Consider the following 25,598-nt stretch of genomic DNA (forward strand, 5'->3'; position numbering starts at 1 on the left):
CGGCCCGCCTGCTCCTGACGGATGCCCATCAACCAGCCGGCTTGCTCGCCCATCAGCAGACGTGCGCGTCAACAGGGTAGGCGGGGCCGTAACACGCGCCTTTGTAGACGTAATAGTCCTCGTCACAGTCCTTCAGGCTGACGGTCAGTTTCACCCAGCACCCACCATTGATGGGCACCTGCGCCCGGCGGGGGCAGCGGCCCGTGGCATCTGGCCGGATCTGCCCTTTTAGTGGCTTGGGTGGCAGATCTTCGCCGATGGTCGACCATGCGGAAGGGGCCCGAGAGAGGCAGGGGGGACGTGAGGGCGCTGTCTCCGACAGCCACGGTGCCGCTATCCCTCGCATCCTCGTTCTCTGTCGCGTGTGTCTGCTCGGCCTCGTCGCCGGGACGTGCGCTCAGCATCCACGTGGCTCCAAGCGCCACGGCTCCTCCCAGGCTGACTGCCGTGAGCCAGGACCGGCGGGGACTCCCAGTCGCGCGATGCACAGCGTGTTTGGAGGCGGCACCTGTGTCTACGGACTGGAGCTCCTCCGGGGCGAAGAGAGGCACATCCGCCTCCGGCCTCGCTTCCCGCGCGGCCTGCTCCAGCGCCTCGGCCAGTTCGCGGGCGCTGCCACGCGCCTCGGGGCGCACGGAGAGCATCCGGGACACGAGCGCGCTCAGCTCGGCGCAGCAGCGGACGTTGAGGGCTCGCGGAGGCCGAGGGCCCGTGCCCTCCAGGCTCCAGATATGGGACTCCTCGTCCATGGGCGCCGTGGTGGGTGGGTACTCGTCGGTGACCAGCCGGTAGGCGGTCATTCCCAGCGCGAAGACGTCATCGGCCGGCCCGGCGTTGCGTGGCTCACTGCCGGATCTTCCAGTTGCCGTCACCGGCCTGGTGCCACGCCTCGAACAGCCCGCGCTCGAGGTACTGGGATACCGTGCCGAGCTTCTTCACCGGGAAGCCCCAGTCATGGAAGGTCGCGAGGATGTCCACCTCGCGCAGGGTGCTCGCATCGAGGTCCAGGCCCGCGCGCGCGGCGTCGTCCGCGAACCGCTGGGTCCTCGGGGAGATGAAGCCCTGGTTCTCGTTCTGGAACTGGTGCATCCACTCCTCCAACATGATGGGCAGCAGCCGCTTGGCCAGCTTCTGGTTCTCGTAGAACGGTTGGCCCAGAGGGGCACTGCCATCGGGCGGGAGCATGAAGTCCAGCAGCGTGATCGAGTGCTGCTCGATGGATGAGAAGGACTTCTTGCGCGCCAGGTCCAGGACGTCCTCCACGGACATCCCGGGTTTGATCATCATCAGGCTGGAGCTGATCTTGACGAGGCCATTCTTGGGGGCGGTGAGCAGGGTATAGGCCCGCTCGTAGTCCCCATTCTTGTAGGCCGTGGCGGCCTGGAAGATGCGCTCCGCGAGCTTCTGGGCTCGCTCCGTCTGGGCGGCCGGCAACGTGACAGGACCCGGCAGCCTCGGACTCGGGCGCATTCGGGGTGGGTCGAAGACGTCCGCGGTCATCATCCGCGCCACGCTCTGAGAGGTGCTGGTCGCGGGGGGCTGCGTCCGCGGCTCCTCGCGCGAGGAAGAAGCGGTGGGGAGCACGTGGCTCGAACCGACTCTGCGAATCATGGAATGCCTCCTGGGTGGGGTCGTGGCTGTCAGGGGGCCTGGGGCCCTGTGCCAGGAGGCGTGAGCAAACCATGTACCAGTATGGCTTGCCCGTGCACGCCGGGGGCCGTACGGCGGGAAACCCGTGTAGGCCCGGTGGGGGCTGCGTGCTCCCGTGACGCAACCGCGTCCGGAGCGGAAGCCTCGCGCAACGGCCCTCCTCCTTGGGGCGCGTGCGCGCCGCGCGGCTATGCCGGACGAACAGGCCTCTGCGCTTCCTCTTCGCCGACAGGCTCTCTCTCGGGCCCGAGCGAAGCGGTGCTCAGCGAGTCATCAAAGAAGAAGTAGACAGGCTTCTCGTTGCGAAGAAGGTCGACGAGATGTGCCCAGGAGTACATCCGGAAGAATATATCAAAGACATTCTCGCCGGACCGCTTCCTGTTCTGACTCAGTGGCGCGCCCTCCGCGATGAAGTAGAGGTACGCCAGACCAAAGTCGCCATAGATGTAGAGGACATTGTTGTAGTACTCGTTCGCGGAATTGACCTTGAGGGAGTATTGCTTGATCACCCCTCGAAACTGAGCCATGGCGCTCCTCCTTCATCAGGTGGGTCCCAGATAGATGCGCACTCCCCCGGCGTGCGCCCAGGGGGGGCAGCAGTCCCGTTCCGAAGTCGGCGATGGCACGAACCGGCGAAGTCGGAGCCACCACCCGTCACATCCCTCCGGCGCACGGGACGGGCCCCCGCGCCGGCCTCGAGCGCGCTCCGTCGAGCCGCCTCGCGCGTCGCGCAACCTCGCGCGGCGGTCCGTGTCCGCACCGTGCGCGAGCGCCCGCATGTCCTGGCACCGGGCAACGCGCCACGCCCTGGTGGGCCACTGGTGGGCGCGCTATCGGACCGGTACGGCCGGCGGCGCGTGCTGGCCACCACGGTGACCGAGGACGCCCAGCACCAGCAAGGCCAGCGCGCACGCGAAGGGCCAGGCGGGGGCCAGCCAGGGCCCGAGCGCGAAGAGCTCCACCAGTGCGACTTCACCCTGGAGCAGCTCGGGCTTGCCGGGCTCCACGGTGAGCGAGGTGTGCGCGTGCACCCGGCCGAGTGCGTCTCCCACGGAGCTGACGCCGGTGCTGGCCGCTCGAACCAGGTCGCGCCGCATCTCCACGCCGCGCAGGGTGGCCAGGGCGAGCGCCTGGTAGGGCGCGGCCCCATCTCCGAACCAGACGTGGTTGGCGAGGGTGACGAGCAGGTTGGGCTCCTGGCTCGCCAGCGCGTGGACGGCGCGGGGGAAGATGTCCTCGTAGCAGACGAGCGGCGCCACCCGCAGCCCTCCGCTCACCAGCAGGCGCGGGGCTCCGCCGGGCTCGATGTCCGGCGAGTCCGGAAGCCGCGCGCGCACCCGCCGCGCCCAATCCGGGAAGCGATCCGAGAAGGGAACGTACTCACCGAAGGGGAACAGCTTTCGCTTGTCATACAGGCCGGTGATGCGGCCCTCCGGGGAGGCGAGGACGGCGCTGTTGTGCACGAGCGAGCCGCCGAAGGTGTGGCTGAGCGCGCCGAAGAGGAGCGTCCCCGAGAAGCCGGGCCGCAGCTCCCAGGGATGTCCGGGGGCATACTCGCGCTCGAGCTGCCGGTCGAAGAGGAAGGGGAAGGCGGACTCGGGCCACACCACCAGCTCCGCGCCCTGGCGCGCCAGCTCGCCGGTGGCCTGACGCAGGGTGGCCAGGTACTGCTCCCCGCGGTGCTTGCGGTCCTCGGCGGTGACGGTGCCGAAGTTGGGCTGGACGATGCCCACCCGCACCTTGGGGGCGGCGCCGCGCGCCATGGCCACGTGCGCGGCCCGCAGCAGTCCGGCGCTCACCACCGCGAGCACCACCCCGCCGGCCACGCGCACCGGGCGGGGCAGGGGCTGGCGCTGCCGCAGGGCCAGCCCGGCCTCCAGGAGGACGAGGTTGATGAGCACCACCAGCGAGGACACCGCGGGAGGGCCGCCGAGCTCCGCGACCTGCACGAGTGGCCACGCGCGCCACACGGTGACGCCCAGGTTCCAGGGGAAGAGGAAGGGCAGCACGCTCTCGGCCACCGCCACCGCCAGCGGCGCCGAGACGAGCCAGGGCACGCGGGCCAGGCGCGCGAGGAGACTGCTCGCGCCCGCCCAGAGGGCGAAGACACTGCCCTGGTAGGCCGCGAGCAGCACCAGCACGAGCACCCGGGCCCACTCCGGAACCTGGCCAAACCGCTCGAGCAGCGCGTAGCCCCAGTGGAAGCCGGCGAGGTTGACGAGGAAGCCGCACAGCCATGACCGCGCGAGAGCCTGGTTCGGCGAGGCCTCGCGCAGCCCCAGGAGTAAGGGGGCCAGGGCCACCAGCGCCAGCGGCCACAGGTCGAAGGGAGGCGCGGCCAGCACCAGGAGGGTGGCGGACAGCACGGCCTGGAGAAGGGCCACGCGGCGGCGCGCTCGGGCCTCGCGCAGCAGTCCCTCGATTCGGGCCTCTACCTCCGGCCGCGCTTCCAGCGCCAGCAACCGGCGGTTCGCTGTCAACTCCCGCTCGGGCCAGCCGCGCCGCGCGCACAAGGCGGCGAGCCGCTGCCAGGCCTCCAGCGCATCCGCGCGTGCGCCCTCCGCCTGCGCGGCCTCGGCGCGGCGCGTGTAGAGCGCGGCCAGCGCCCGCGCGGACGCGTCGTCCTCGGGCCACGCCTCGAGGAGCTGGAGCTGCTCGGTGATCTCCTTGTCGAGCTGCTTGCGGCGCCCGTAGGTGGCCGCCGGTTTCCTGCTCATGGCGCTCGAGGCTCCCCGTCACCCGGCATGGGAGGACGCCCGCGCTCCGGATCCACGGCGAGGGGAGGGGGCACGAAAGGATCTGGAGGCGAGGGCGTGGATGGGACGGCCAGCGGCCGGGTCCACTGCGGAGGGTTCGACGGCTCCCGCATGAGCGAGGGCGTCACCATGCGGGCCGGAGGCGCCTCGGGCACGGACTGCGTGGAGGCGGGCGCGCCCGGTGTCGGGTTGGGAGAAGGCTCCACTCGCGTTGGGGAGGACGTCTCCCCGGGGCGTTTGTCCGCCACTGGAGCGGCTCCCGCCACGTCGGTCAGGGGGGAGTTGGGTTCCGGGGTGTGACGCGGAGGCTCCTGGAGTTCCGCCATCAGCACCGCGGCTCCCAGTACCAGGAGGGCGGCGGCCACCAGGAGGATGCGCTTCTTCATCGGGTCATCTGCTCTCGGTGCGCGGGAGGTCCCAATCTACCGCACGCCGTGCACTCCCACTCGGGAACTCGAGCGGGCGGTTGCGGGGCCAGGCACATACCACGCGTGACACTCCAGCATACCCGGCGTAATCTGGGAAGCAGGCGAGGGCTGTCACATGGGCCGGCTGTGCCGGGCCCGGGAAAGCCCCGCTCGCCCTGTCTCTGGAGGACGGTCCGTGTCCCGTGCCCTGTCAGCCCTCGTCACGCTCACCCTCTTCGCCCTCGTCGCCGTCGGCCCGCGCGCCGCGGAGGCGGGCAGCGTCGAGCCGTTCTACGGCGCCTTCAGCACCAACGTCCCCATCGAGCTCCCCGCCTTCCACGCCCTGGAGCCGAACCTGACGCTGACGTACAGCTCGGGTGGGCAGAACGGGTGGCTTGGCGTCGGCTGGTCGCTCTCGGGCGTGTCCTTCATCGAGCGCGCCTCGCGCGGCAAGGGTGCGCCGCGCTACGACGCGAGCGACATGTTCCTGCTCGACGGGCAGGAGCTGGTCGCGGACGCCTCGCTCGGCGGCACGCACTCCACGCGCATCCAGGGCTACATGCGCATCGTGCAGGACAGCGCCAACAACCGCTGGACCGTGTACCGCAAGGACGGGACGAAGCTCAGCTACGAGCCGCTCTTCGTCGTCTCCCAGGGGACGTTCCGCTGGGCTCTCAAGACCGCGCAGGACACGCGCGGCAACACGGTGAGTTACGGCTACTGGTGCGAATCCGGCGCGGACTGCTACCTCGACGCCATCAGCTACAACGGGACGACCATCAAGTTCTACTCCGAGGCTCGGCCGGACCCCATCACCTACGCGACGGGCGCGAGCCTGGCGCGGACGGGCTACCGGCTCAAGAGCATCCTGGTGACGGCCCCCGGGCCGGCTCCCATCCGCGCCTACAAGCTGGCCTATAGCCCGAGCGGCAGCTCCGGGCGCTCCCTGCTGGTGAGCGTCCAGCAGTATGGCCGGGACGTGCTCATCGACGCGGCGGGGAACATCACGGGTGGCACAGCGCTGCCTCCCATGACGCTGGGGTGGTCCGGTGCTTCCATGAACAAGCAGGTCCAGTACACCGGCGGCTCCTCCACCTCCTCGGAGACGTACTGGACCAGCGTGGTGGACAACCCCACCTATCACGGCAAGGCCGTCTCCCTGGACATCAACGGGGATGGCCGGGACGACCTGGCGATGATCTACCAGGACGTGAACAACCGCGTCACGCTGGCCCAGCACTGGATCTCCGACGGCAGCAAGCTCCAGTACACCGGTGGCTCCTCGACGTCCTCGGAGACATACTGGACGAGCCCATGGATGTGAATGGGGACGGGCGCGGTGACCTGGTGATGATCTACCAGGACGTGAACAACCGCGTCACGCTGGCGCAGCACTGGATCTCCGACGGCAGCAAGCTCCAGTACACCGGTGGCTCCTCGACGTCCTCGGAGACATACTGGACGAGCGTGGTGGACAGCCCCACGTACCACGGCAAGGTCTTCCCCATGGATGTGAATGGGGACGGGCGCGGTGACCTGGTGATGATCTACCAGGACGTGAACAACCGCGTCACGCTGGCCCAGCACTGGATCTCCGACGGCAACAAGCTCCAGTACACGGGCGGCTCCTCGACGTCCTCGGAGACGTACTGGACCAGTGTGGTGGACAGCCCCACGTACCACGGCAAGGTCCTCGCCATGGATGTGAATGGGGACGGGCGGGGCGACCTGGTGATGGTCTACCAGGACGTGAACAACCGCGTCACCCTGGCGCAGCACTGGATCTCCGACGGCAGCAAGCTCCAGTACTCTGGAGGTGCGTCCACTTCGTCGGAGACGTACTGGACCAGCGTGGTGGACAGCTCCACCTACCGCGGGCGGGTGTTCCCCATGGATGTGAACGGGGACGGGCGGAGCGACCTGGTGATGATCTACCAGGACGTGAACAACCGCGTCACGCTGGCGCAGCACTGGCTGGCGGCTGGAGCGGCACCGGATCTGATCACCTCCGTGTCCAACGGCCTGGGCGGTGCGACGACGGTGCAATACAAGCCGTCCTCGGCCTGGCAGAACACCTTCCTGCCCGCCGGCATGGTCCTCCAGACGGTCTCTTCGGTGACGACCTCCGACGGGCGTGGCAGCAGCTCCACCACGAGCTACTCGTACCAGGGCGGCCTCTGGTCCAGCTCCGAGCGCCGCTTCCTCGGCTTCCGCAAGGTGACCGGCGTCCTGGACGCGGCCGGCAACTACACCGAGACGTACTACCACCAGCACGTCGGTTGCGTCTCCAAGCCCGAGGCCACCTACTTCCGGGATGCGGCCGGGCGGCTCTACAGCTACTCGCACTACGCCTACCAGGAGAACAGCGCTCCGCCCTACACCTCGCTGCTCACCGAGCGCTGGGACTTCGAATGCAACCAGGGCTCCACCTGCCAGCGCGTCGTCAACCAGCTTGCCTATGACATCTACGGCAACGTGCTCAGGACCCAGGAGTACGGCAACTACGACGCCTCCGGCGACGAGCGCACCACCGTGCGCGGCTTCTACCCGAACACTTCCAAATACATCGTGGGCAAGGTGGCGTACGAGAATGTCTACGAGGGCATCGGCACGGCGGGGCGGCTGGTGCGCCAGACGCTCCACGCCTACGACGGAGCCACCTCCTACGCCTCCGCTCCGCTTCTCGGCAACCTCACCTCGCGCAAGCGCTGGAACGACCAGACCGGCGGCTACGTCACGGAGGCGTTCGCCTACGACGCCTACGGCAACCTCACCTCCCGCACGGACGAGCGCGGCTACACGCGGACGACGGCGTATGACTCCACCTACCGCATCTACCCGGTGCGGGAGTGTGATGCGCTCGGTCACTGCAAGAGCACCGCGTACGACTTCACGCTGGGCAAGGCCACCGCCGAGACGGACGCCAACGGCCTGACGCTCTCCCGGAGCTACGATGCCCTCGGGCGGCTGGTGCGGGAGACCCGGCCCGACGGCGGCTGGGAGGAACGGCAGTACCTCTCATGGGGGAGCGCGAGCGCTCAGCGGGTGCGCGTCGTCCAGTCGGATGGGACGGCTGACGGGCTCTGGGTGGACGAGTACTTCGACGGCATGCGGCGCGTCTACCAGCGCGTGCGAGAGGGCGGCGCCACGCAGTTCGTCGTCTACTCCGATGGCTCCGAGCGCGTGTGGAAGGAGTCGCTCTGGTACGACCCGGCCTCGGAGACTCCCAGGTACCAGGTGTTCTCCTACGACGGCGCGGGGCGCGTGCGCACCGTCACCAGCCCGGACGGCAGCTACGCGGAGAACGTCTACCAGATCTGCCACAACCCGGCGGACCCGGACTTCGCGGCGCCCCGCTCGTGCACCACGCACTACGACGAGCTACGCCACACCACCCGGCGCGCCGTCGACGGCTTCGGCAACGTGGTGAGCGTCTCGGAGTGGAACGGCGGCGCCGAGAGCCGCACCCGCTACCAGCGGGACGTGCTGGGGCGGCTCACGCGCGTGACGGACGCCGCCGGCAACGTGTCCTCCAAGACGTGGGACTCCCTGGGCAACAAGCTCGCGGAGTGTGATCCGGACCTCGGCTGCTGGAGCTACGGCTACGACGCGGCGGGCAACCGCATCTCGCAGACCGACGCCAAGGGACAGAAGCTCCAGGTGACGTATGACGCCCTGGGCCGCCGGGTGTCCAAGGTGCTGCCCGGAGGCGGGCAGGTGTCGTGGCGCTATGACGAGGCCGGGCACGGAGCCGCGGTGGGGGACAGGCCCACGAGCCTCACGTGGGCCGAGGGCTCCGAGAGCCTCTCGTACGACTTCGCCGGACGCGTGACGAGCTCCACGCGTTGCATCCTCGGTGTGTGTGCCACGACGCGCTGGGCGTACGACGCGCTCGGGCGGCTGGCCCGCGTGACGTACGGCGATGGAGAAGCCGTCACCCACACGTATGACGGCGCGGGGCGGCTGGCCGGCGTGAGCGGCTACGTCAACGCGCTCTCGTACAACGCCCGGGGACAGATTACCCAGGTGTCCCTCGCCAACGGCGTCACCCAGTCCTACACCTACGACGCGGACCGCCAGTGGCTCTCCTCCTCGCGGGTGCTGCGCGGGGCGACGACGCTCTACTCGGCCAGCTACGGGTATGACGCCGCCGCCCGTGTCACCTCCATGTCGTCCGCCACCGACTCGCTGCTCAACGTGAGCTACGGCTACGACGACCGCAACCGCCTGCTCTCCGTCACCGGCTCACAGTCCCAGTTCTTCTCGTACGACGCGCTTGGCAACATCACCTACAACTCCGCGGCCGGCACCTATGGCTACGGCAGCGCGGCACACAGGCACGCCTCGACGACCGTTGGCACGAGCAGCTACACCTACGACGCCAACGGCAACATGACGGGCGGTGGCGGGCGCCAGATGACGTGGGACGCGGAGAACCGGCTCACCTCGGTCATTCGCGGTGGACAGAGCACGACCTTCCTCTACGACCCGGATGGGGGGCGCGTCGCCAAGACGACGGCCGGCGGCACCACCCGCTACTTCGGCAAGCTCTTCGAGATTGCTCCCGACGGTTCCCACCTCAAGCACATCTACGCGGGGCCCCTGCTGGTGGCCAGGAAGGGCGCGGCGGGGACGACCTTCGTCCACCAGGACCACCTGGGCTCGGTGCAGTTGCTGACCAACGCCTCGGGGGCGGTGGCACGCAGCTACGACTACGCTCCCTACGGCAAGGCGCTCGCGGACTCCGGCGGCGTGGCCAATACCCGCGGCTTCGGTGGACACGAGACCGACGGCGAGACGGGCCTCATCTACATGAACGCCCGCTACTTCGACCCGGAGCTCGGGCGCTTCATCTCTCCGGACTCCGTCGTCCCGGACCTGGAGAACCCCCAGGCGCTCAACCGCTATGCCTTCGCCTACAACAACCCCATCTCCAACGTGGACCCCTCCGGCCACGCGCCGGTGGTGGCGGCGGTGGTGGCGGTGGCCACGGTGGCGGCCTCGAGCGCCCCGGTGTGGGTGACGGCCGTCGCGGCGGTGGGCGCGGCGGCCACCGTCGCCGGCTACGTCCTCAAGGACCCGTTCCTGATGACCCTTGGTGGCATCGCCCTGGGCTTTGCCACCGGCTACATGGGGCCGCTGCTGGGAGGTGGCCTGGCGGGCGGGCTCCTGGGGGCCTCGGTGGCGGCACTCACCTCACCGCTGAGCCCACTCCAGCCCGGACTGAAACAGGCCATCGGCTGGGCGTACACCGCCTCGGCCTTCATCGCGGGACAGATGAAGGCCAGTGAGACTCTCGAGCAGATCGAGCAACAGGCGCAGCAACAGGCGGCCAGGGAGGGCGTCGACATGGCCTGGGTCAAGTCGAGCTTCGAGGACCCCCAGCGCGCCTTGAGCTCGGCGTACGTCGCCGCGCAGGAGGCCCACACCTCGCTGCAGACGGTGCTCGAGACGGCCGCCCGCGCGGGAGAGAACGGCTTTGGAATGGTGGGGCCGGGCAGCGGGCTGGCCACCACGGTGCTCGAGAAGCTCGTCGGGTGGATTCCCTCCGTGCGCCTCCACGGCGTCGTCCATGACGCCTACGGCTTCGTTTTCAACACCTGGCAGATGGGCCCCGGCTACACCTACGCCGGCCAGCTCCTGCTCTCGCAGGGCATGCCGGTCGCCGGCCAGGTCACCGGCGTCTTCCGCAACACCTTCCTCACCCCCTACGGGCTGAGCGACATCCAGAGCTCCGCCGCCAGGAGCGGGCGCCAGCTCGAGCTGATGGTCATCTACTCGACGCGCGGGTGAGCCGCGTCCTCCGGGGCACGCTCCGCGACGGTGCCAGCGAGGTCTGCCGGACGAGCGCTTCCACCTGGGTTCCGCACCGGGCAAGTACCACGGTCCCCGAGGTGGTGCTTGGCGCATTGATTCCGAAATCGGTGAGCGGGTTCGACCGGAGCACGCACACGTACCCGCTGCCCTGATTCTGGAGCCCGCTCCAGGCTCGCGGCGGGCGCCTTACCCCTGGGGAGCGCTCGGCGCCCCCCGCGGAAGGCCCGATCCGCTGGGTTCTGGCCGTGGTCCGGCCTCGCCTCGGAGGATGGAGCCCTTTCGCACTGGGGGATGAGAGTGCATCGGGCTGCCGCGTTGCTGCTGCTGGTTTGGCTGACAGGCTGTGCCTCGGGGCGCGTGGTGCGCTTGGAGACGGGCCGGGGGCCGCCGGTCGTCTTCACGCCTCACAGCGGCGAAGCCGGACCGGTGGAGGTGAAGCGGCGCGAGTTCAAAGAGGCCGTGGCCCGGCTGGCGCGGGAGATGCGGCCCTCGGCGAATCCCCAGCGGGCCGCACGGAACCTCTTGGGCGTGGAGGCCCGCAGCGGCGCGTACCTCTTCAACCCGCGCACCCGGCAGATGACGCCGCTGGAGGGGGCTGCACTGGCCTCCGACATGCCGCCAGCGGAGGTGGAGCTGACGCGGGCGTATCTGGTTTGGTGCGAGCGCACCGGGCGCAAGGGCGACTGTCTGCGCCTGTTGATGGACAACCCCAGCGTGACGGGTGACGGGCGCTATACGCTGGCCATGGCCATGGCCCAAGGCGTGGTCCTGGAAGAGATGTTGGACGCCTTCAAGGACATGGCCGACCCGCACGCGGCGCTGTCGGCAGCGCTGTGGACTCTGACCCTCTATCTGGTCCTCTGGTCGGTGCCCGAGCCGGTGAGCAAGGGCCTGGCCGCCGTGATGACGGCGACAGCCATCGCCTACCTGGGGGTGGACACCTTCTGGACGTTGATAGCGGGCTTCAAACGGTTGGTGGAAGAAGCGGACCGGGCGACCACGTTTGACGAGCTGCGCGCGGCGGGCGAGCGCTACGGAAAGATCATGGGCCAGAACGCGGCGCGTGCCTTCGCGCTGCTGGCGACGGTGGCCGTGGGTAACACGGCTGCGGGCTTCGCCAACAAGGTGCCCACACGCTGCCCGGTTCCGCCCAGGCGGCGGCGCTGGCCGGGGGCCGCGCGGGCATCCGCCTTGCCGCCGTGGGCGAAGTGGAGGCGGTGGCCGTGTCGGGCGAAGCCGTCACCGTGGCACTTGCCCCAACTGCGGTGGCCATGACGGCGCGGGCCATGGGGGGCTCGGCTGCCGCCCCCGTGGACGCGGAGGGTCACGACCACCACATCGCCACGAACAAGTGGTGGAAGGCCACGAACAATGAAGGTCCGTGGTCTCCCAAGTTCCAGAGGATCTTCGACAAGGCGGGCATGTCGCTGGACGACCCGGCCAACATCGTCCACGTCAAGGGCCACAAAGGGCCCCACCCGCAGGCATACCACGAGCGAATTCTTGAGCGTCTGACTGCTGCAACGGACGGATGCCGCACGATGGAGCAATGCCGCGAGGTGCTGACAGCCGAACTCGGCAAGCTGGGGCAGCAAATCGCCACCCCAGGTACCAAGCTCAACAAGCTGGTGACGGGCACCTGAAAACGGAACCAAAATGAGTCCCATGCCCCGTCGGTACTTCAAGTTGACTGAGAACATGACTGTTCCGGGCCGGTGGGTGCTCGGCACTCCAACCGACGTTCAAGGCCGGGAGGTGGACGACCCCTGGATGTTCTATCGGGGGCAGCGACTTCCAGACCTGGGACGCTTGAAGCTTCCCATGGATGTACCCGGAAGGGCGCTCGACTTCTCACTTGCGGCGTTCGCGGCCCCGGTGGTCCATGCCCGAGTGGCTTCTGTGCTCGCGGAGCTTGCTCCAGAAGAAGTGCAGACCCTGCCCGTGGAAATCGAGGGAGAGCCCGAGCCGTTTTTCATTCTCGTGGCCACCAAGCTGATCCGCTGCATTGACGACAAGGCCACCGAGGAGATCCTGATGTGGACGCCGGAGGACGGGCGTCCTGAGAAGGTTGGAGAGTACCGGGACGTTTACGGCATGCGGATTGACGCCTCGCAGGTAGGTGACGCGAAGGTGTTCCGCACCTGGGGATGGCCCATCGCCTTGATCGTCCGCGAAGAAATCCGCGACGCACTGGAACGCATGGGCGCCACCGGGGCGAAGTTTCAAGAAGTCTAGGGGAAGTTCCACGATTCCGAGGTGGTGCTCGGCGGAGACCCGGTTGGCGGAGCACAAGCTACGTGGCCAGCAAGGGCGACTACTACGAGAGCGCGGACGGCCTTCCGCAGAACCCGCGTTAGGGAATACCTCCAGCGGGGTAGGGCGGGACCTCCTCCCACCCCGGGACCACGGGCTCTTGCTCTGTGGCATGCTGCGCGCGCGACGTTCCCTCCCTGTCGCTCCGAGGTTTCATGTCCGCCCCCGCGCCCGCTGTTCCGACGCCTGGATTCCAGGTGGAACTGGTCACCGCGCCCACGCTGAGCTTCGCCATGGAGCAAAGCGGCGTCCCGCTCGTGCGCAATGCACTCATTCGCAACACGGGAACGCAGGTCCTCGGCGCGGCCGTTCTCCACCTGCAGCTCCTCCCCGAGCTTGGGGACGAGGTGCGCGTTCCCGTTCCCTCCCTGCCCGCCGGTGAAGAGGTGAACCTCGGGGTGCTCGACCTGCGGCTGCCTCCGGGGCGCCTCCGCTCCGTCCTCGAGACCGAGCGCGCCAGCCTCCAATGGTCGCTCCGTCAGGAAGAGGCGGTCCTGGCGCAGGGCTCCGCCGACGTGGAGGTCCTGCCCTACAACCACTGGCCGGGGGCACGCGCGCCACTGGGCCTGCTCGCGACGTTCGTCACGCCCAATCACCCCGTCATCCCCGAGCTTCTCAAAGATGTCCGGGGCCTGCTCCAGCAGGTCGCGGGCGACGGCGCCCTCAGCGGCTACCAGAAGCGCAACCCGGCCCTGGTCAAGGCCATGGTCGCCGCGCTCTACGAGTCGGTGCAGGGGCTGGGACTCGGCTACGCAGAGGTGCCTCCCAGCTTCGAGCAATCCGGACAGAAGGTCCGGCTCCCCGACCAGCTCCTCCGCGAGCGCATGGGGTGCTGCCTGGACCTCACGCTCCTCTTCGCCTCCGCCGTGGAGGCGATGGGCCTCCATCCGTTGCTGGTCCTGGTCGAAGGGCATGCATTGCCGGCCGTGTGGCTCATCGACGAGCGCTTTCCCGAGGCCATCGTCGAGGACGCCGCGCGCCTCCGGAACCTCATCGACCTGGGACACATCCTCGCGTTCGACGCCACCACCGCGGTGAACGCGAGCCGCCCCTCCTTCGACCAGGCCGTGGCCGTGTCGCGGGAGCACCTCGCGGACGACATCCGCTTCGTCGCGGCGCTCGACGTGAGCGCGCTCCGGTTCGACCGCTACCGTCCGTTGCCGCTCCGGAGCGTGGAGGCGCCCGCCGAGGCGGTCGCGTCCTCCGAGCCTTCGGATGTTCGCATCCGCGCCATCCTGGAGAGCGCCGCCGCGGCTCCGCCTCCTCCCGAGCCGAAGCCGCCCCCCACCCAGGTCGTGTCGCGCTTCGCGAAGTGGAAGGAGAAGCTGCTCGACCTCACGCTCCGCAACAAGCTCCTCAACTTCCGGCTGGACACCAAGAGCGCGCTTCCGCTCCATGTGCCGGACCTCGCCACCTTCGAGGACGTCTTCTCGGCGGGAGAGACCTACGAGCTGATTCCCGCGCCCGAGGAAGATGCCCGGGATGCGCGCGCCGCGAAGCTGCTCCGGGCGCGGGGCTCGGAGGCCGAGCTCGCGGAGCTCCGGCGAGCGGACTTCGCGAAGTCGCTGCTCCATTCCCCCCTGCGCGAGGCAGAGCTCCTGTCGCGGGCCAAGCACCTGGAGCGCACCGCGCGCACGGACCTGGAGGAGGGCGGGGCCAATACGCTGTACCTCGCGCTCGGGATGCTGCGGTGGCAGGAGGAGGGGGACCCCACGCCCCGCCTCGCTCCGCTGGTCCTCTATCCCGTCACCTTCCGCATCGACCGTGACCGCAAGCGCGTGCGCATGCTGCGCCTGCCGGACGAGCCGCTCGGCAACGTGACGCTGGCCGAGCGCCTGAAGAGGGACTTCGGCCTGGATGCGCGCGCGCTCACCTCGCTCGAGACGGATGAGAATGGGCTGGATGTGACGGGCATCCTGCGCGCCGTGCGCCACGCCATCCAGAGCCGGCCGGGCTGGGAGGTGCTGGACGAGGCCCATGTCGGGCTCTTCGCCTTCACCAAGTTCCTCATGTGGAAGGACCTGGAGGACAACGAGGACATCCTCCTGTCCAACCCGCTCGTGCGTCACATCGCCGCCTCGGGTCACTCGGCGCCGCCGGAGAATGGCAGGGAGTTCGTTCCCGAGCGCCTCGATTCCGAAGTCCCGGCGGGCGAGCTGCCCTGCGTCATCAACGCGGACTCGACGCAGATGGCGGCCATGGCCTCGGCGCTCTCCGGGCGCTCCTTCGTCCTTCAGGGGCCGCCCGGGACGGGCAAGTCGCAGACCATCACCAACCTCATCGCCGCCGCCCTGGCCCGAGGGAAGACCGTCCTCTTCGTCTCGGAGAAGATGGCGGCGCTCGACGTGGTGCACCGGCGCCTCAAGGAGGTGGGGCTGGAGGACTTCTGTCTGGAGCTCCACAGCCACAAGAGCAACAAGAAGGAGGTCCTGGCCTCGTTGCAGGCGGCGTACGAGCGCACGGAGCACACCCCCGCGCCCGCCTGGGACATGCGCTCGAAGGAGCTGAGCACCGTTCGCGAGGGGCTCAACGGCTACGTCCAGGCGCTCCACGAGGTCTGGCCGCTCGGCCACAGTGCCTACAGCGCCACCGGCCGGCTCCTCTCGTTGAGCGAGGCGCCCGAGGTCCGTCTGACGCCGGCCTCCCCGCTGGCGCTCACCGAGGCGCAGTTCCGCGAGGCGAATCACGAGGTGGCGGAACTGGCGAAGCGGCTCCTGCCCGTCCAGCCCGCGGGAGCGCATCCGTGGAAGCTGGTCCGGAGCGTGAGCTGGTCCAACGCCGTCGAGGACCGGGTGCACCTCGCGCTCGAGGAGGCCCTGGCGGCGCTCGACGGCGTGGAGAAGACGGCGGCGCCGCTGAGCTCGGCGCTGGGGCTCGAGGTCCCCGCTCCCACGCAGTCACTGCACACCTTGACCCAGCTGGCGGAGGCACTGGCCAGCGGACCGGTCCCCGCTTCGACGCTCCGTGATGAGGAGTGGCCGGAGCTGTCGCGGAAGACGCAGGCCCATGCCCTCGCGCTGCGCGAGCAGGCCACGCGGGAGGCCCAGCTCTCCACTCGCTGGAAGCCGGAGCTGTTCACCCAGGACCTTCCCGCGCTCCATGCGCGGTTCCAGAAGTGGGCGAGCGCCTTCTTCCTGTGGGCCTTCTTCTTTCTGTGGAGCGCGCGCAAGGTGCTCGCCGGGCTGGCCACGCGGGCGCTGCCCGGCAACCGTGACATCCAGGAGGATCTCTCCACGGCCCTGAAGGTCGTCGAGCAGCGGCCGCGCCTCACCGCACAGGGGCAGGAGCTGGCGGGCCAGCTCCAGGGGCTCCCCCCGGAGGAGACCGCGCGGCCGGAGGAGCTGGATGCACTCGTGACACGCGCCCGGACGGTGCGGGAGCTGCGGGACACGCTGGGGGTGGCCCGCGTCCAGTTGCCCGTGAACGGCGCCTCGCGCCAGGCCCTGGCGGCCCAGGCCCAGGCACTGCGGGCGGCACTGGACCGGCTGACGCGCGCGGAGGAGGCTCTCTCCTCCGTGCTCCAGGTGCGGCCGTGGGAGCCCACGGCCTCCGCACGGCACCGCGCGTCGCTGAGGGAGTGCCTCGAGTCCTGGCGCAATCACCTCAAGGCCCTCAAGCCCTGGTGTCTCTACGCGGCCCAGGCCGAGCGCCTGCGCTCGTTGGGACACGGGGCCTTCGTGGACGCGGTGGAGGAGCGAAACCTCCCCGCCGACCGGCTGGGGGCGGCCTTCGAGCGGTCCGTCCTGAGCGCGTGGCTCCGGGCGCTCCAGGACGCCGAGCCCTCCCTGCGGGAGTTCGACGGCAGTGCCCATGGCTCCCGTGTCGAGCGGTTCCGTCAGCTCGATGGCGAGCACATCCTGCTGGCGCGCTCCAGGGTCCTCGCCACCCTGGAGGCCCAGCTTCCCAAGGGGCTCTCGAGCGCGGCGGAGAGCTCCGAGCCCGGCATCCTCGGGCGGGAGCTGCGGAAGAAGAGCCGGCAGATGGCCCTGCGCAAGCTGCTGGGCTCCATTCCCAACCTCTCCCGGAGGCTCAAGCCGTGCTTCCTGATGAGCCCGCTGTCCGTTGCGCAGTACCTCCCCGCGGACGGGCGGCGCTTCGACCTGCTCGTGTTCGACGAGGCGTCGCAGATTGGAACCCACGACGCCATCGGCGCCATCGCCCGGGCCGAGCAGGTCATCGTCGTCGGTGACTCGAAGCAGCTGCCTCCGACGTCCTTCTTCACGCGAGGGGATGACGCGGAGGCCACGCCCGACGAGAACGACGTGCTCGAGCTGGAGAGCATCCTTGACGAGGCCCTGGCGAAGCAGTTCCCGCAGCAGATGCTCGGCTGGCACTACCGCAGCCGGCACGACAGCCTCATCGACTTCAGCAACCGGCAGTACTACGAGGGGCGCCTGCATGTCTTCCCCGCGGCCCGGGCCCGGGTGGAGGACCTTGGCATCAAGTGGCACCCCGTCCCGGATGGCGTCTACCAACCCCGGACCGCGGGGAAGACCGCGGCCATCAATCCCCGGGAAGCGGAGGTGCTCGTCAAGCACCTGGTGGAGACCTTGCGCCGCCACGCCCCGCACGAGCGGACGTTCGGCGTCGTGACCTTCAGCTCCGTGCAGCAGCAGCTCATCACGGAGCTGCTGGACGTGGAGCGGGGGCGCTTCCCGGAGATCGAGCCGCACTTCACCTCGCGCGAGCCTGTCTTCATCAAGAACCTGGAGAACGTACAGGGCGACGAGCGGGACGAGATCTTCTTCAGCATCTGCTACGCGAGGGACGCGGCGGGAAAGCTGCGGATGAACTTCGGCCCGCTGAACCGGGCCGGCGGTGAGCGGCGCCTCAACGTGGCCATCACGCGTGCCCGGTGCTGCCTGCGGGTCTTCTCCACCCTGACGCACGACCAGATTGATTTGTCGCGGACCTCCGCCGTGGGGGCGCGTCACCTGCGCGAGTTCCTGCGCCGGGCGGCGGCCGAGGGAAGCTCCGGCGCGGCGGCCGAGCGAGGACCTTCCGGGCAGCTGGAGCTCGAGGTGTCCAAGGCCCTGCGCGAGCTGGGCTACACCGTTCACGCGGACATCGGCTGTGGTGGCTACCGGGTGGACCTGGCGGTGGTCCATCCGGAGCGTCCGGGCGAGTTCGTGCTGGGCGTGGAGTGTGACGGTCCTCACTACCGCTCGGCGGCGAGCGCGCGCGACCGGGACCGCCTGCGCGCGGAGGTCCTCAAGGGGCTCGGCTGGCGGCTGCACCGCGTGTGGATGCCCTCGTGGGTCGAGGACCGCGAGGGACAGGTGAAGGCGCTCGCGGAGGCCGTCAAGCAGGCGGTGGAGGACTCCCGGCGGCCCCGTGCCGTGGATGCGCCTCCGCCGGTGGCGGTTCCCTCCGAGCGGGCTCCGGACTCCCTTCGCGAGGCTCCGGCTTCGCGCTCCGCGGAGGCCGGCGCGAACGCGGGAGCCGCCCTCGCGGCGGCGGTGCTCCCTGTCAGTACGTATGTCCTCGCGAAGGTGCCACGCGTGGAGGAGGGCGCGGACTTCTTCGCGCCTGCCTCGGCGCTTCGCATCCGCGGGCAGATCCAGCTCGTGCTGGAGCAGGAAGCGCCGATTCATGAGGACCTGCTGGCCCGCCGGCTCCTGGAGGCCTGGCGGCTCTCGAAGCTGACCGCCCGTGTGCGGCGCCGCATCGAGGAGCAGCTCGGTGAGCTCATCCATCGCGGTGGAGTCGTGAGGACGGGGGAGATCCTGTGGGAAGGCGCTCGGGGGCCCTCCCAGTACACGGGCGTGCGCGGCGCACACCCGGAGCGGGAAGTGGCCTGGCTTCCTCCCGAGGAGGTGGCCAACGCGGCGGCGCTGGTGTTGTCGCAGGCCTTGTCGCTCGGGAGGGAAGACCTCTTCCGCGAGACAGGCCGCATCTTCGGCATCCAGCGACTGTCCCAGACGGTGCTCCCCATCCTGGAGGCAGGGGTCCAGAGCCTCGAGCGGAAGGGGAAGTGCACGGTCACCGGGGAGCGAGTCGTGTGGCGCTCCTGAGCCCTACGACGGTGCCTTGCCCGGCCGCGCTGCTTCCACTGACGCCGGCCTGCATTCCCGCGAGCCGCCGCTCAGGGCAGTAGGTGATGGCTCAGGACTGCTGGGAGGGCTGCTCTGCCTCCGGCTTCTGCGCATTGACCATGTCGGCGCGGATCTTCTCGGAGCGCTCGCAGACGTCATTCCACGCGGCCTCGTACTCCTTCTTCAGCCGGGGCCAGTCCTTGCCCTTCTGGGTCATCAGGTCCTTGAGCACCGCCTGGGTGTTCTGGAACGAGCGCCGCAGGAAGGCCAGCTCCTCTCGCGTCAGCAGCGAGTCCTCGGCGCGAGTCCGGGCCAGGGAGGCCTCCCAGCCGTCAATCTGGGCTCCAAGGTTGCGCAGCTCCGCCTCCCGCTTGCGCTCATAACCCGCGCGGATGACCTCCACCTTCGTCTCCATCTCGGTGAGGGCCTTGTCCACGTCCTCGAAGGCCCGGTGCAGTTCCGCCTTTGCCGCTTCGAAGTTCCCGGTCCCCCGGTCGCGGAGCTCCCGCAGCTTGAGGTGGAACTGCTCCGCCCGGCGCTTCGCCCCGGACAGCTCCTTGATTTCGTCCTTCGCCTGGCGGATGTCGGCGGAGGCCTCGGCTTCCGCGATACGTGCGTCGATTTGCTGCTTCTCCGCCTCCATCTTCTTCACATATGCCTCTTGCTCCGTCATGGCTGCCGGCTCCTCCGCCGCGCCCCCCGGGCCGCGGCCGTGTGTGCAGGTCAGGTGATGGATGCGTCGTCCCCGGGGCCATGGGTACAGCGCGGCGGGCGTGCGCCGGGAGTCTGGAGCGCAGGGGCTGCGGGCCGGGTACCGGCGCCCTGCCTATCCTGCTCCGGGGCCAGTGCCCGAATGGGCGCATGCCACCGTATGACTATTGCCCGGAGCGCTCTTCCCGAGTGCTCCGGGGCCATGATGGCACTGACGAGGAGGAATCAGGTGGTGGTGACACGCGGCTTTCTGGGGGCTCTCTTCCTCCTGCTGGCATGCCAGGCCTCCGCTCCAGAGGGAGGGACGCAAGAAGAGACGGGGGGGCTGGTCCCGGCCACGGATACGGTGCGATGGACCGCGCACGAGGCCTGGCCCACGCAGACGCAGTACCGCCAGGTGGGGGAGGCCTTTCGTGGCACCGTTCATCAGCTCGAGGTGGATGATGAGGGCCGCAGTTGGCTCATCCGGCAGGACTTCGATTCCCCGGAGGACCTCACCGGACAATGGACGCTGGAGGTGTATGCGCCCGACGGACAGCGTGTGTTCACGCTCGCGCGCGAAGAGGGCGTCGAGCCCTACCGGTTCGTGCGTCATCCCAGCGGGGAGCTCACGCTCTTCGAGCTGCAGCGCTTGCCGGAGACGACCGACTTCCGGCTGCGGCTGCGCCGGCTGTCCCCCGAGGGGCAAGTCCTCGCCGAGCGCGGCTTCGAGGACCCGGGCCGTCCGGAGGAGTGGCCGTTGTACCTGCTCGACGCGACCCGCGTCACCCAGGTGCTGGAGCGTCCCTCGCGGGAGGTTCGCTGGGGGAGGGAGCATTTCGTCCACCTGCGCGCGCTGGCCCTGGGAGAGGAGGTCGCCTTCATCGTCTGGTCGCACGGGTTGAAGCTCTATCGGCTTGCCCCGGGGCTGGACCTCGCGTGGGACCTGCAACTGATGCCAGACCATTCCTGGATGGACGTCCTGGCGAACCAGGAGCAACTCACGTTGGATGCGGAGGGAAACCTGCTCGTCGGCTGGGGCATGTTCCGAAGCGAAGCGGCGGCCTGGCAACAGCGCTTCGGGCGCGAGCTCGCATGGCGGGGCGGAGAGGCCGACATCCTCGTTCAGCGCATCAGTCCCGACGGCCGCTTCCTCTCCGCCCAGCTCCATGGCAACGAGCAGACCGAGCAACTGGTGGGCATGGGTGTCCACCAGGGAGAACTCCTCATCGGTGCGGTGAGCCGCGTCCTCAAGCACGACCGTCCCAATGACACCACCGAGTGGGACCTCGTCCTCATGCGCGCGCGTCTGGAGGCCGGGACGTTGCTCCAGCACCGCGTCATCGACGTCGCGCGGGAAGACCTCGCGTACGACTTCCAGGTGGACGCGCAGGGGCGTGTCTGGTTCGCGGGCGTCTCGGATTTCCTGCAGGTGGACACGAACAGCCTGGTGGAGTTCGGCCAGGGCCTGTTGCTGAGGACGGATGTACAGGGCGAGCGGACGGAATCCCTCCTCTTGAAGGGGCCGCGGCACGTCACCGTGAGACGTCTGGCCCTCCACCCTGACGGCACCCTGAGGTTCGCCGGAACGTTCGACGGGCCCATCACCCACACGGGCGACGAGGACCCCTCGCTGGGGTTCTCCCACGTGATGCTGGGCGTGGGCACGTGGCCTTGAGCGCCGCCCGCGGCGGTTGGAGCGGAGGGGTAGGGGGGCTACAGCGGGGTGTCCAGGCCGAAGCGCTTGCGGAGCTTGTCTTCCAGCAGGCCCTTGGGCAGCAGGCTCGCCATGAGCGTCAGCCGCAGGCTGCCGTTGCCCAGGCGCAGCAGGCGCGGCGGCTGGGGACGCTTCACGGCGGCCAGCACTCCGCGGGCGAAATCTGCGGCGGGGGTCGGGTTGTCCTGGGAGGCGTTGGCCCGGGCCATGATGGCCTTGCGCAGCGGCCACCAGGCGGAGGCCTCGGAGACCTGCTGTTCGGCTTCCCGGCTCGCGTTGGCGCCGAAGCTGGAGGCGATGGCGCCGGGCTGCACTTCCATCACCCGCACACCGAACGGCGCCAGCTCCAGGCGCAGGGCGTCGCTGAGCGCGTGCACGGCCGCCTTGGACGCGCAGTAGGCCCCGGCGAACGGGGTGACCAGCACGCTGGAGATGCTGCCGATATTGACCACCAGCCCGCGGTTTGCACGCAGCAGCTCGAAGCAGGCCCGGGTCAGTTCGACCAGCGAGAAGACGTTGGTCTCGAACTGCCGGCGCATGGCTTCCGCGCCACCATCCAGCAGCGGCCCCATGGCTCCGTAGCCGGCATTGTTGATCAACACATCGAGGCGGCCGCTCTCGGTCCGCACGCGCTCGACGAGCCGCGCGATGCTGCCGGCATCGTTCACATCCAGCTGCGCGCCAAGGAAGCCGTCCTGCCGCAGGCGGGCGACATCATCGGCCTTCCGGGCCGTGGCCCAGACCTGGTAACCGGAGGCACTGAAGGCTTCAGCCAGTGCGCGGCCGATGCCGCTCGAGCAGCCGGTGATGAGAGCAACGGGAGAGGTCATGGCGTGTTTCTACATCAGACCTCACGGGAACCGCAGGGCCTTGTCGAACACGAACTGGCCGCCGTCGATACGCCAGAGCAGATAGGTGCCGCGGAAGGGCTCCCCGTTCTCGTCCAGGTCCAGCGGCCCGGAGGCCCCCTCGTAGTTGACCTCCTGTCCCGCGCGCAGCAACTCCAGCGCGGAGGCGAACTCGCCGACGTTGACGGGAGTCCCCACCGCGTTCCTCGTGCCCGAGACGGCGATGATGTTGTCGCGAATCGCCTCGGTGGTCGCGGCACCTCCCTTCGCCATGGCGAGCGCGAGGAGATAGACGGCGTCGTAGGTCCTCTGGAGCCGGCCAGCGTCCTCGATGTCGAAGGTCTCTCCGGTGGCGGCTTCATAGGACGCCACGAATCGCAGCCAGTTCGGGTCGTCCAGGGGCGCCGTGGGAACGAGGCCCTGCATGCCCTGGGCGACGGTGGCATCCGCGCTCGTGAGGAACCCCGGGCCGAACACCGCCTCCGAGGCGAAGAACCTCACCCCGCTGATGTCAGCGGAGGCCGCGAGGTCTCTCGACAGTCCGGCGGCGCCCACGGAGAACCCCATGATGACGATGGCCTGGGGCTTTCCGGCGGCATAGATGCGCTGGACCTCGTCCGTGAATCCGGTCGTCTTGCCTGTCGGATGGGCCACCCGGGCCAGGATGCGGCCGCCGAGCTGGGTGAAGCGCCGCTCGAAGCCGTTGGCGAGGCCGATGCCATAGATGTCGTCGACATGGACGAGGGCGGCGTTGTCCACGCCCTGGCGGCGGACCTCGTCGGCCAGCAACGGCGCCTGCTGCTCGTCGTTGGCAATGGTGCGATAGAAGTTGGGAAGCCCGGTGAGGGTGGCCGACGAAGAGGTGGGCGCGACGAGGACCACGTTCGCCGCTTCGGGCGCGACGACGTCGAGGCTGCTCCGGGTCGCCGCGCTGCAGGTCGCGGGGATGATGGCCACGCCCCCCCGCTCCAGGAGCCCGCGGACGACCTCCGGGGAGTGGTCCGCGTCACACAGCCTGTCCTGCGCCACGATGATCTCGACGCGCCTGCCAAGCACGCCCCCCGCGAGGTTGATTTCCTGTGCGGCCAGGCGCGCCGCGAACCCCGTGCGGCGGGGGATGCGTGTCTCGATGACGCCCAGCGTGATGGAGTCTTCCGCGGGCGTGTACTCCCGCGCGTCGAGCGGCTCGCAGGCCCCGCCTCCCAGGAGGACGAGCGCGAGGAGCGCGGCGCGTCCGAACGTGCTCACGGTGTCCATGTGATGCTCAGCGTGGCTTCGCGCCCGAAGCCGGGCAGGTCGACGCCGTTGTAGCCGGGCTCGGCGTACCGCGAGTCCAGCAGGTTGTTCACCTGGAGGTGCACGCGCCCCTGCTTCCACTCGTACATCCACACGGCGCCGACGAGCGCGTAGGGGTCGAAGAGGTAGGGCGTGTTGGCGAGCAGCGCGTTCCCCCTCGACGCCCGGCGGGCGCCCACGTACCGGCCGCGCAGCCCCAGGGTTCCCACGAGTCCGCTGCGCCAGGTCCAGGCCAGCTCGGCGAGGAAGCGCGGGTAGGCGGCGGCCGGCTCCGAGAGCGTGCCCAGGAACGGGTCCTCCCGCTCCTCCTCGGTGTTCTGTGCCTGGAGCGTCGCGGCGACGTGGTGTCCTCCAAGGGTCCACCGCGCCTCCGCTTCCAGGCCCAGCGTCCTCGACGTGCCGACGTTCACCGGCAGGACGGTCTGCGCGCCCTGGGGAATCAGCGCGATGGTGTCGTCCGTGTCCGTCAGGTACGCGTTCACCGACATGAAGAGCTCGGGGGCCGGAATCACGAGGACCTGGGCCTCGCTCGTCATGGCCGTCTCGGGGAGGAGCTCGGGGTTGCCGACGACGTCCCCCGCGTAGAGCGGTTGGGCATAGAGGTACAGCGGGTTGGGCGCCAGGAACGACGTGCCGGTCCGGAGCTTCAGGCTCAGCCCCGGGGTGAACTCGTGCGCGAGGCCGACGTGGTAGTTCACGACGCCGCCGTAGATGTTGTGGCGGTCGTACCGCACGTTCGCCGTCAGGCCGAAGCCGGGCACCGACTTGAAGGGGTGGGCGATGCCCTGGCCGTACACCCCGACGTTCTGGAACAGCACCTCTTCCTGGATGCCGAGCGGCGCGGTCTCCGAGCCGTCGGCGTTCACGGTGAAGACGGTGAGCGGCTTCTCCATGTCGCGGGTGAGGTCGATGCCCGCGAGCAGGGTGTACCCGCGCGTCCGCGCACTCGACTCGAGCACGAGGTCGATGGCCTGATAGCCGAAGTCGCGGCGCGGCCGTGTCTCCGTCGAGCCTACGTTCAGGTGTTCCTGGCTCGACGGGCCGCCCGTGGCGAAGCCCACCGAGGCGTGGGTCGACAGCCAGCCGGTGGGCCCGGCGTCGAGCTTCGCCCGGCCGGCGAAGTTGTCCACGACGAGGCGGTTGTCATGCGTCAGGGTTCCGAAGTCGAGGAACTCGGCGAACGAGTCCAGGCGGCTGTAGAGGCCCTGCACGTGGAGCATCACCCTGTCCGCGGGCTCCAGGTCGAAGGAGCCGAAGGCCGACAGGGGGCGCGCGAGGTCTCCTTCGCTCGTGGAGGTGTCGAACGTGTCGAAGTTCGGCGACGCCGCCGGAAGCTCGTAGCCCGAGCGGTCGATGTAGCCGTAGCCGAAGGTGCCCAGCGCCCCCCAGGACGGCCGGGCATGCTCGAGCAGGACCTCGCCCCCCGCGCCGGTGGGCGGACCGTAGGCCACCCGGGCCGTGAGCTCGCCGACCCGGCCGGCGGCGGGCCGCCGCGTGATGACGTTCACCACGGCCAGGTAGGCGTTCGCCCCATAGAGCGCGGAGGCAGGCCCGCGGACGGCCTCGATCCGCTCGACAGTCTGGATGGGGATGAACTCGGGTCCGAGGAAGTTGGTGCCATCCGCCCTGAAGGTGGTGGGCTGCCCATTGACCAGGACCTTGATGACGCGGTTGTAGGCGCGGTGTCCCGCGCTCAGCCCGCGCACCCCGAGGTTGGGGGTCACGAAGTCACGAATCATGTAGAAGCCGGGGACGTGCTCGAGCGCCTCGGCGACGCTCCGGTAGCCCCACGTCACGATTTCATCCCGAGTGATGACCGAGACGATGGCGGGCGCCTGCTCGAGGGTCTGCGGCTGCTTGGTGGGCGTGACGATTTCCACCTGCATGAGCTCCTCGAGGGAGAGCTCGGAGAGTGAGCCCGGCGTCTCTTCGGAGCGCTCGTCGGAGGGCGGAGCATCCTGTTGCTGGGCGACGGCGGTGCCACGCATGAGGGCAATGAGGACCATGCCGGAGCAGACCGCGGTCCTGGCCACTGCCTTCATGATGCGCTCCATGCATCCGTCCCTCGG

General features: G+C 69.4%; 14 protein-coding genes. 7 read left to right on the forward strand and 7 right to left on the reverse strand.

Annotated elements, in window-relative coordinates:
• Nucleotides 1–843: 843 nt before the first annotated feature.
• From K8638_RS42780 to lnt, 3 genes are all read right to left on the reverse strand, one after another.
• Nucleotides 844–1,611, reverse strand: a complete 768-nt coding sequence (locus tag K8638_RS42780) for a hypothetical protein (RefSeq protein ID WP_223760552.1) — start codon at nt 1,609–1,611, stop codon at nt 844–846.
• Nucleotides 1,612–1,838: 227 nt separating this feature from the next.
• On the reverse strand, nt 1,839–2,177 hold the full coding sequence (locus K8638_RS42785) for a hypothetical protein (protein ID WP_223760553.1): 339 nt from the start codon (nt 2,175–2,177) through the stop codon (nt 1,839–1,841).
• A 303-nt stretch (nt 2,178–2,480) separates the two neighbouring features.
• Nucleotides 2,481–4,367 carry an apolipoprotein N-acyltransferase gene (gene lnt, locus K8638_RS42790; RefSeq protein WP_223760554.1) on the reverse strand — a complete coding sequence of 629 codons (1,887 nt, stop codon included), beginning with the start codon at nt 4,365–4,367 and terminating at the stop codon, nt 2,481–2,483.
• 642 nt (nt 4,368–5,009) lie between these two features.
• Here lnt and K8638_RS42795 point away from each other — a divergent pair.
• The 6 genes from K8638_RS42795 (at nt 5,010) to K8638_RS42815 (ending at nt 18,957) form a co-directional block, all read left to right on the forward strand.
• Complete coding sequence (locus tag K8638_RS42795) at nt 5,010–6,137, forward strand: SpvB/TcaC N-terminal domain-containing protein (RefSeq protein ID WP_223760555.1); 1,128 nt, start codon at nt 5,010–5,012, stop codon at nt 6,135–6,137.
• A complete protein-coding gene (locus K8638_RS42800) occupies nt 6,128–10,606 on the forward strand; it encodes an RHS repeat-associated core domain-containing protein (protein WP_223760556.1) in 4,479 nt (1,492 codons plus the stop codon). The genes K8638_RS42795 and K8638_RS42800 overlap by 10 nt, the downstream gene beginning before the upstream one ends.
• Before the next feature lie 321 nt (nt 10,607–10,927).
• Complete coding sequence (locus K8638_RS42805; RefSeq protein WP_370644250.1) at nt 10,928–11,905, forward strand: hypothetical protein; 978 nt, start codon at nt 10,928–10,930, stop codon at nt 11,903–11,905.
• A complete protein-coding gene (locus K8638_RS45485) occupies nt 11,854–12,273 on the forward strand; it encodes an AHH domain-containing protein (protein ID WP_370644251.1) in 420 nt (139 codons plus the stop codon). Before K8638_RS42805 ends, K8638_RS45485 begins: the two co-directional genes overlap by 52 nt.
• 22 nt (nt 12,274–12,295) lie before the next feature.
• Nucleotides 12,296–12,865 (forward strand): imm11 family protein, encoded by a 570-nt coding sequence (locus K8638_RS42810; protein ID WP_223760557.1) that lies wholly within the window; start codon nt 12,296–12,298, stop codon nt 12,863–12,865.
• Nucleotides 12,866–13,140: 275 nt separating this feature from the next.
• On the forward strand, nt 13,141–18,957 hold the full coding sequence (locus K8638_RS42815) for a DUF3320 domain-containing protein (RefSeq protein ID WP_223760558.1): 5,817 nt from the start codon (nt 13,141–13,143) through the stop codon (nt 18,955–18,957).
• A gap of 91 nt (nt 18,958–19,048) precedes the next feature.
• Here K8638_RS42815 and K8638_RS42820 read toward each other — a convergent pair whose 3' ends face one another.
• A complete protein-coding gene (locus K8638_RS42820; RefSeq protein WP_223760559.1) occupies nt 19,049–19,651 on the reverse strand; it encodes a hypothetical protein in 603 nt (200 codons plus the stop codon).
• 240 nt (nt 19,652–19,891) lie between these two features.
• Here K8638_RS42820 and K8638_RS42825 point away from each other — a divergent pair, with 240 nt between their 5' ends.
• Nucleotides 19,892–21,346, forward strand: a complete 1,455-nt coding sequence (locus tag K8638_RS42825) for a hypothetical protein (protein WP_223760560.1) — start codon at nt 19,892–19,894, stop codon at nt 21,344–21,346.
• Between the two features lie 38 nt (nt 21,347–21,384).
• Here K8638_RS42825 and K8638_RS42830 read toward each other — a convergent pair whose 3' ends face one another.
• From K8638_RS42830 to K8638_RS42840, 3 genes are read right to left on the reverse strand one after another with little or no spacing between them, the layout of a single operon-like run.
• Nucleotides 21,385–22,215, reverse strand: coding sequence for an SDR family oxidoreductase (locus K8638_RS42830; protein ID WP_223760561.1), 831 nt, complete (start codon nt 22,213–22,215; stop codon nt 21,385–21,387).
• Between the two features lie 21 nt (nt 22,216–22,236).
• Nucleotides 22,237–23,490, reverse strand: a complete 1,254-nt coding sequence (locus tag K8638_RS42835; protein ID WP_223760562.1) for an ABC transporter substrate-binding protein — start codon at nt 23,488–23,490, stop codon at nt 22,237–22,239.
• A complete protein-coding gene (locus tag K8638_RS42840) occupies nt 23,478–25,571 on the reverse strand; it encodes a TonB-dependent siderophore receptor (RefSeq protein WP_223760563.1) in 2,094 nt (697 codons plus the stop codon). Before K8638_RS42840 ends, K8638_RS42835 begins: the two co-directional genes overlap by 13 nt.
• Between the last annotated feature and the right edge of the window lie 27 nt (nt 25,572–25,598).

Source organism: Myxococcus sp. RHSTA-1-4 (assembly GCF_020037125.1).
Taxonomy (GTDB): domain Bacteria; phylum Myxococcota; class Myxococcia; order Myxococcales; family Myxococcaceae; genus Myxococcus.

What these genes read in the sequence shown, in the direction of transcription:
- K8638_RS42780 (WP_223760552.1), bottom strand. Translation starts at nt 1,611, where the DNA reads ATGATTCGCAGAGTCGGTTCGAGCCACGTGCTCCCCACCGCTTCTTCC.
- K8638_RS42785 (WP_223760553.1), bottom strand. Translation starts at nt 2,177, where the DNA reads ATGGCTCAGTTTCGAGGGGTGATCAAGCAATACTCCCTCAAGGTCAAT.
- lnt (WP_223760554.1), bottom strand. Translation starts at nt 4,367, where the DNA reads ATGAGCAGGAAACCGGCGGCCACCTACGGGCGCCGCAAGCAGCTCGAC.
- K8638_RS42800 (WP_223760556.1), top strand. Translation starts at nt 6,128, where the DNA reads ATGGATGTGAATGGGGACGGGCGCGGTGACCTGGTGATGATCTACCAG.
- K8638_RS42810 (WP_223760557.1), top strand. Translation starts at nt 12,296, where the DNA reads ATGCCCCGTCGGTACTTCAAGTTGACTGAGAACATGACTGTTCCGGGC.
- K8638_RS42820 (WP_223760559.1), bottom strand. Translation starts at nt 19,651, where the DNA reads ATGACGGAGCAAGAGGCATATGTGAAGAAGATGGAGGCGGAGAAGCAG.
- K8638_RS42825 (WP_223760560.1), top strand. Translation starts at nt 19,892, where the DNA reads ATGATGGCACTGACGAGGAGGAATCAGGTGGTGGTGACACGCGGCTTT.
- K8638_RS42830 (WP_223760561.1), bottom strand. Translation starts at nt 22,215, where the DNA reads ATGACCTCTCCCGTTGCTCTCATCACCGGCTGCTCGAGCGGCATCGGC.
- K8638_RS42835 (WP_223760562.1), bottom strand. Translation starts at nt 23,490, where the DNA reads ATGGACACCGTGAGCACGTTCGGACGCGCCGCGCTCCTCGCGCTCGTC.
- K8638_RS42840 (WP_223760563.1), bottom strand. Translation starts at nt 25,571, where the DNA reads ATGAAGGCAGTGGCCAGGACCGCGGTCTGCTCCGGCATGGTCCTCATT.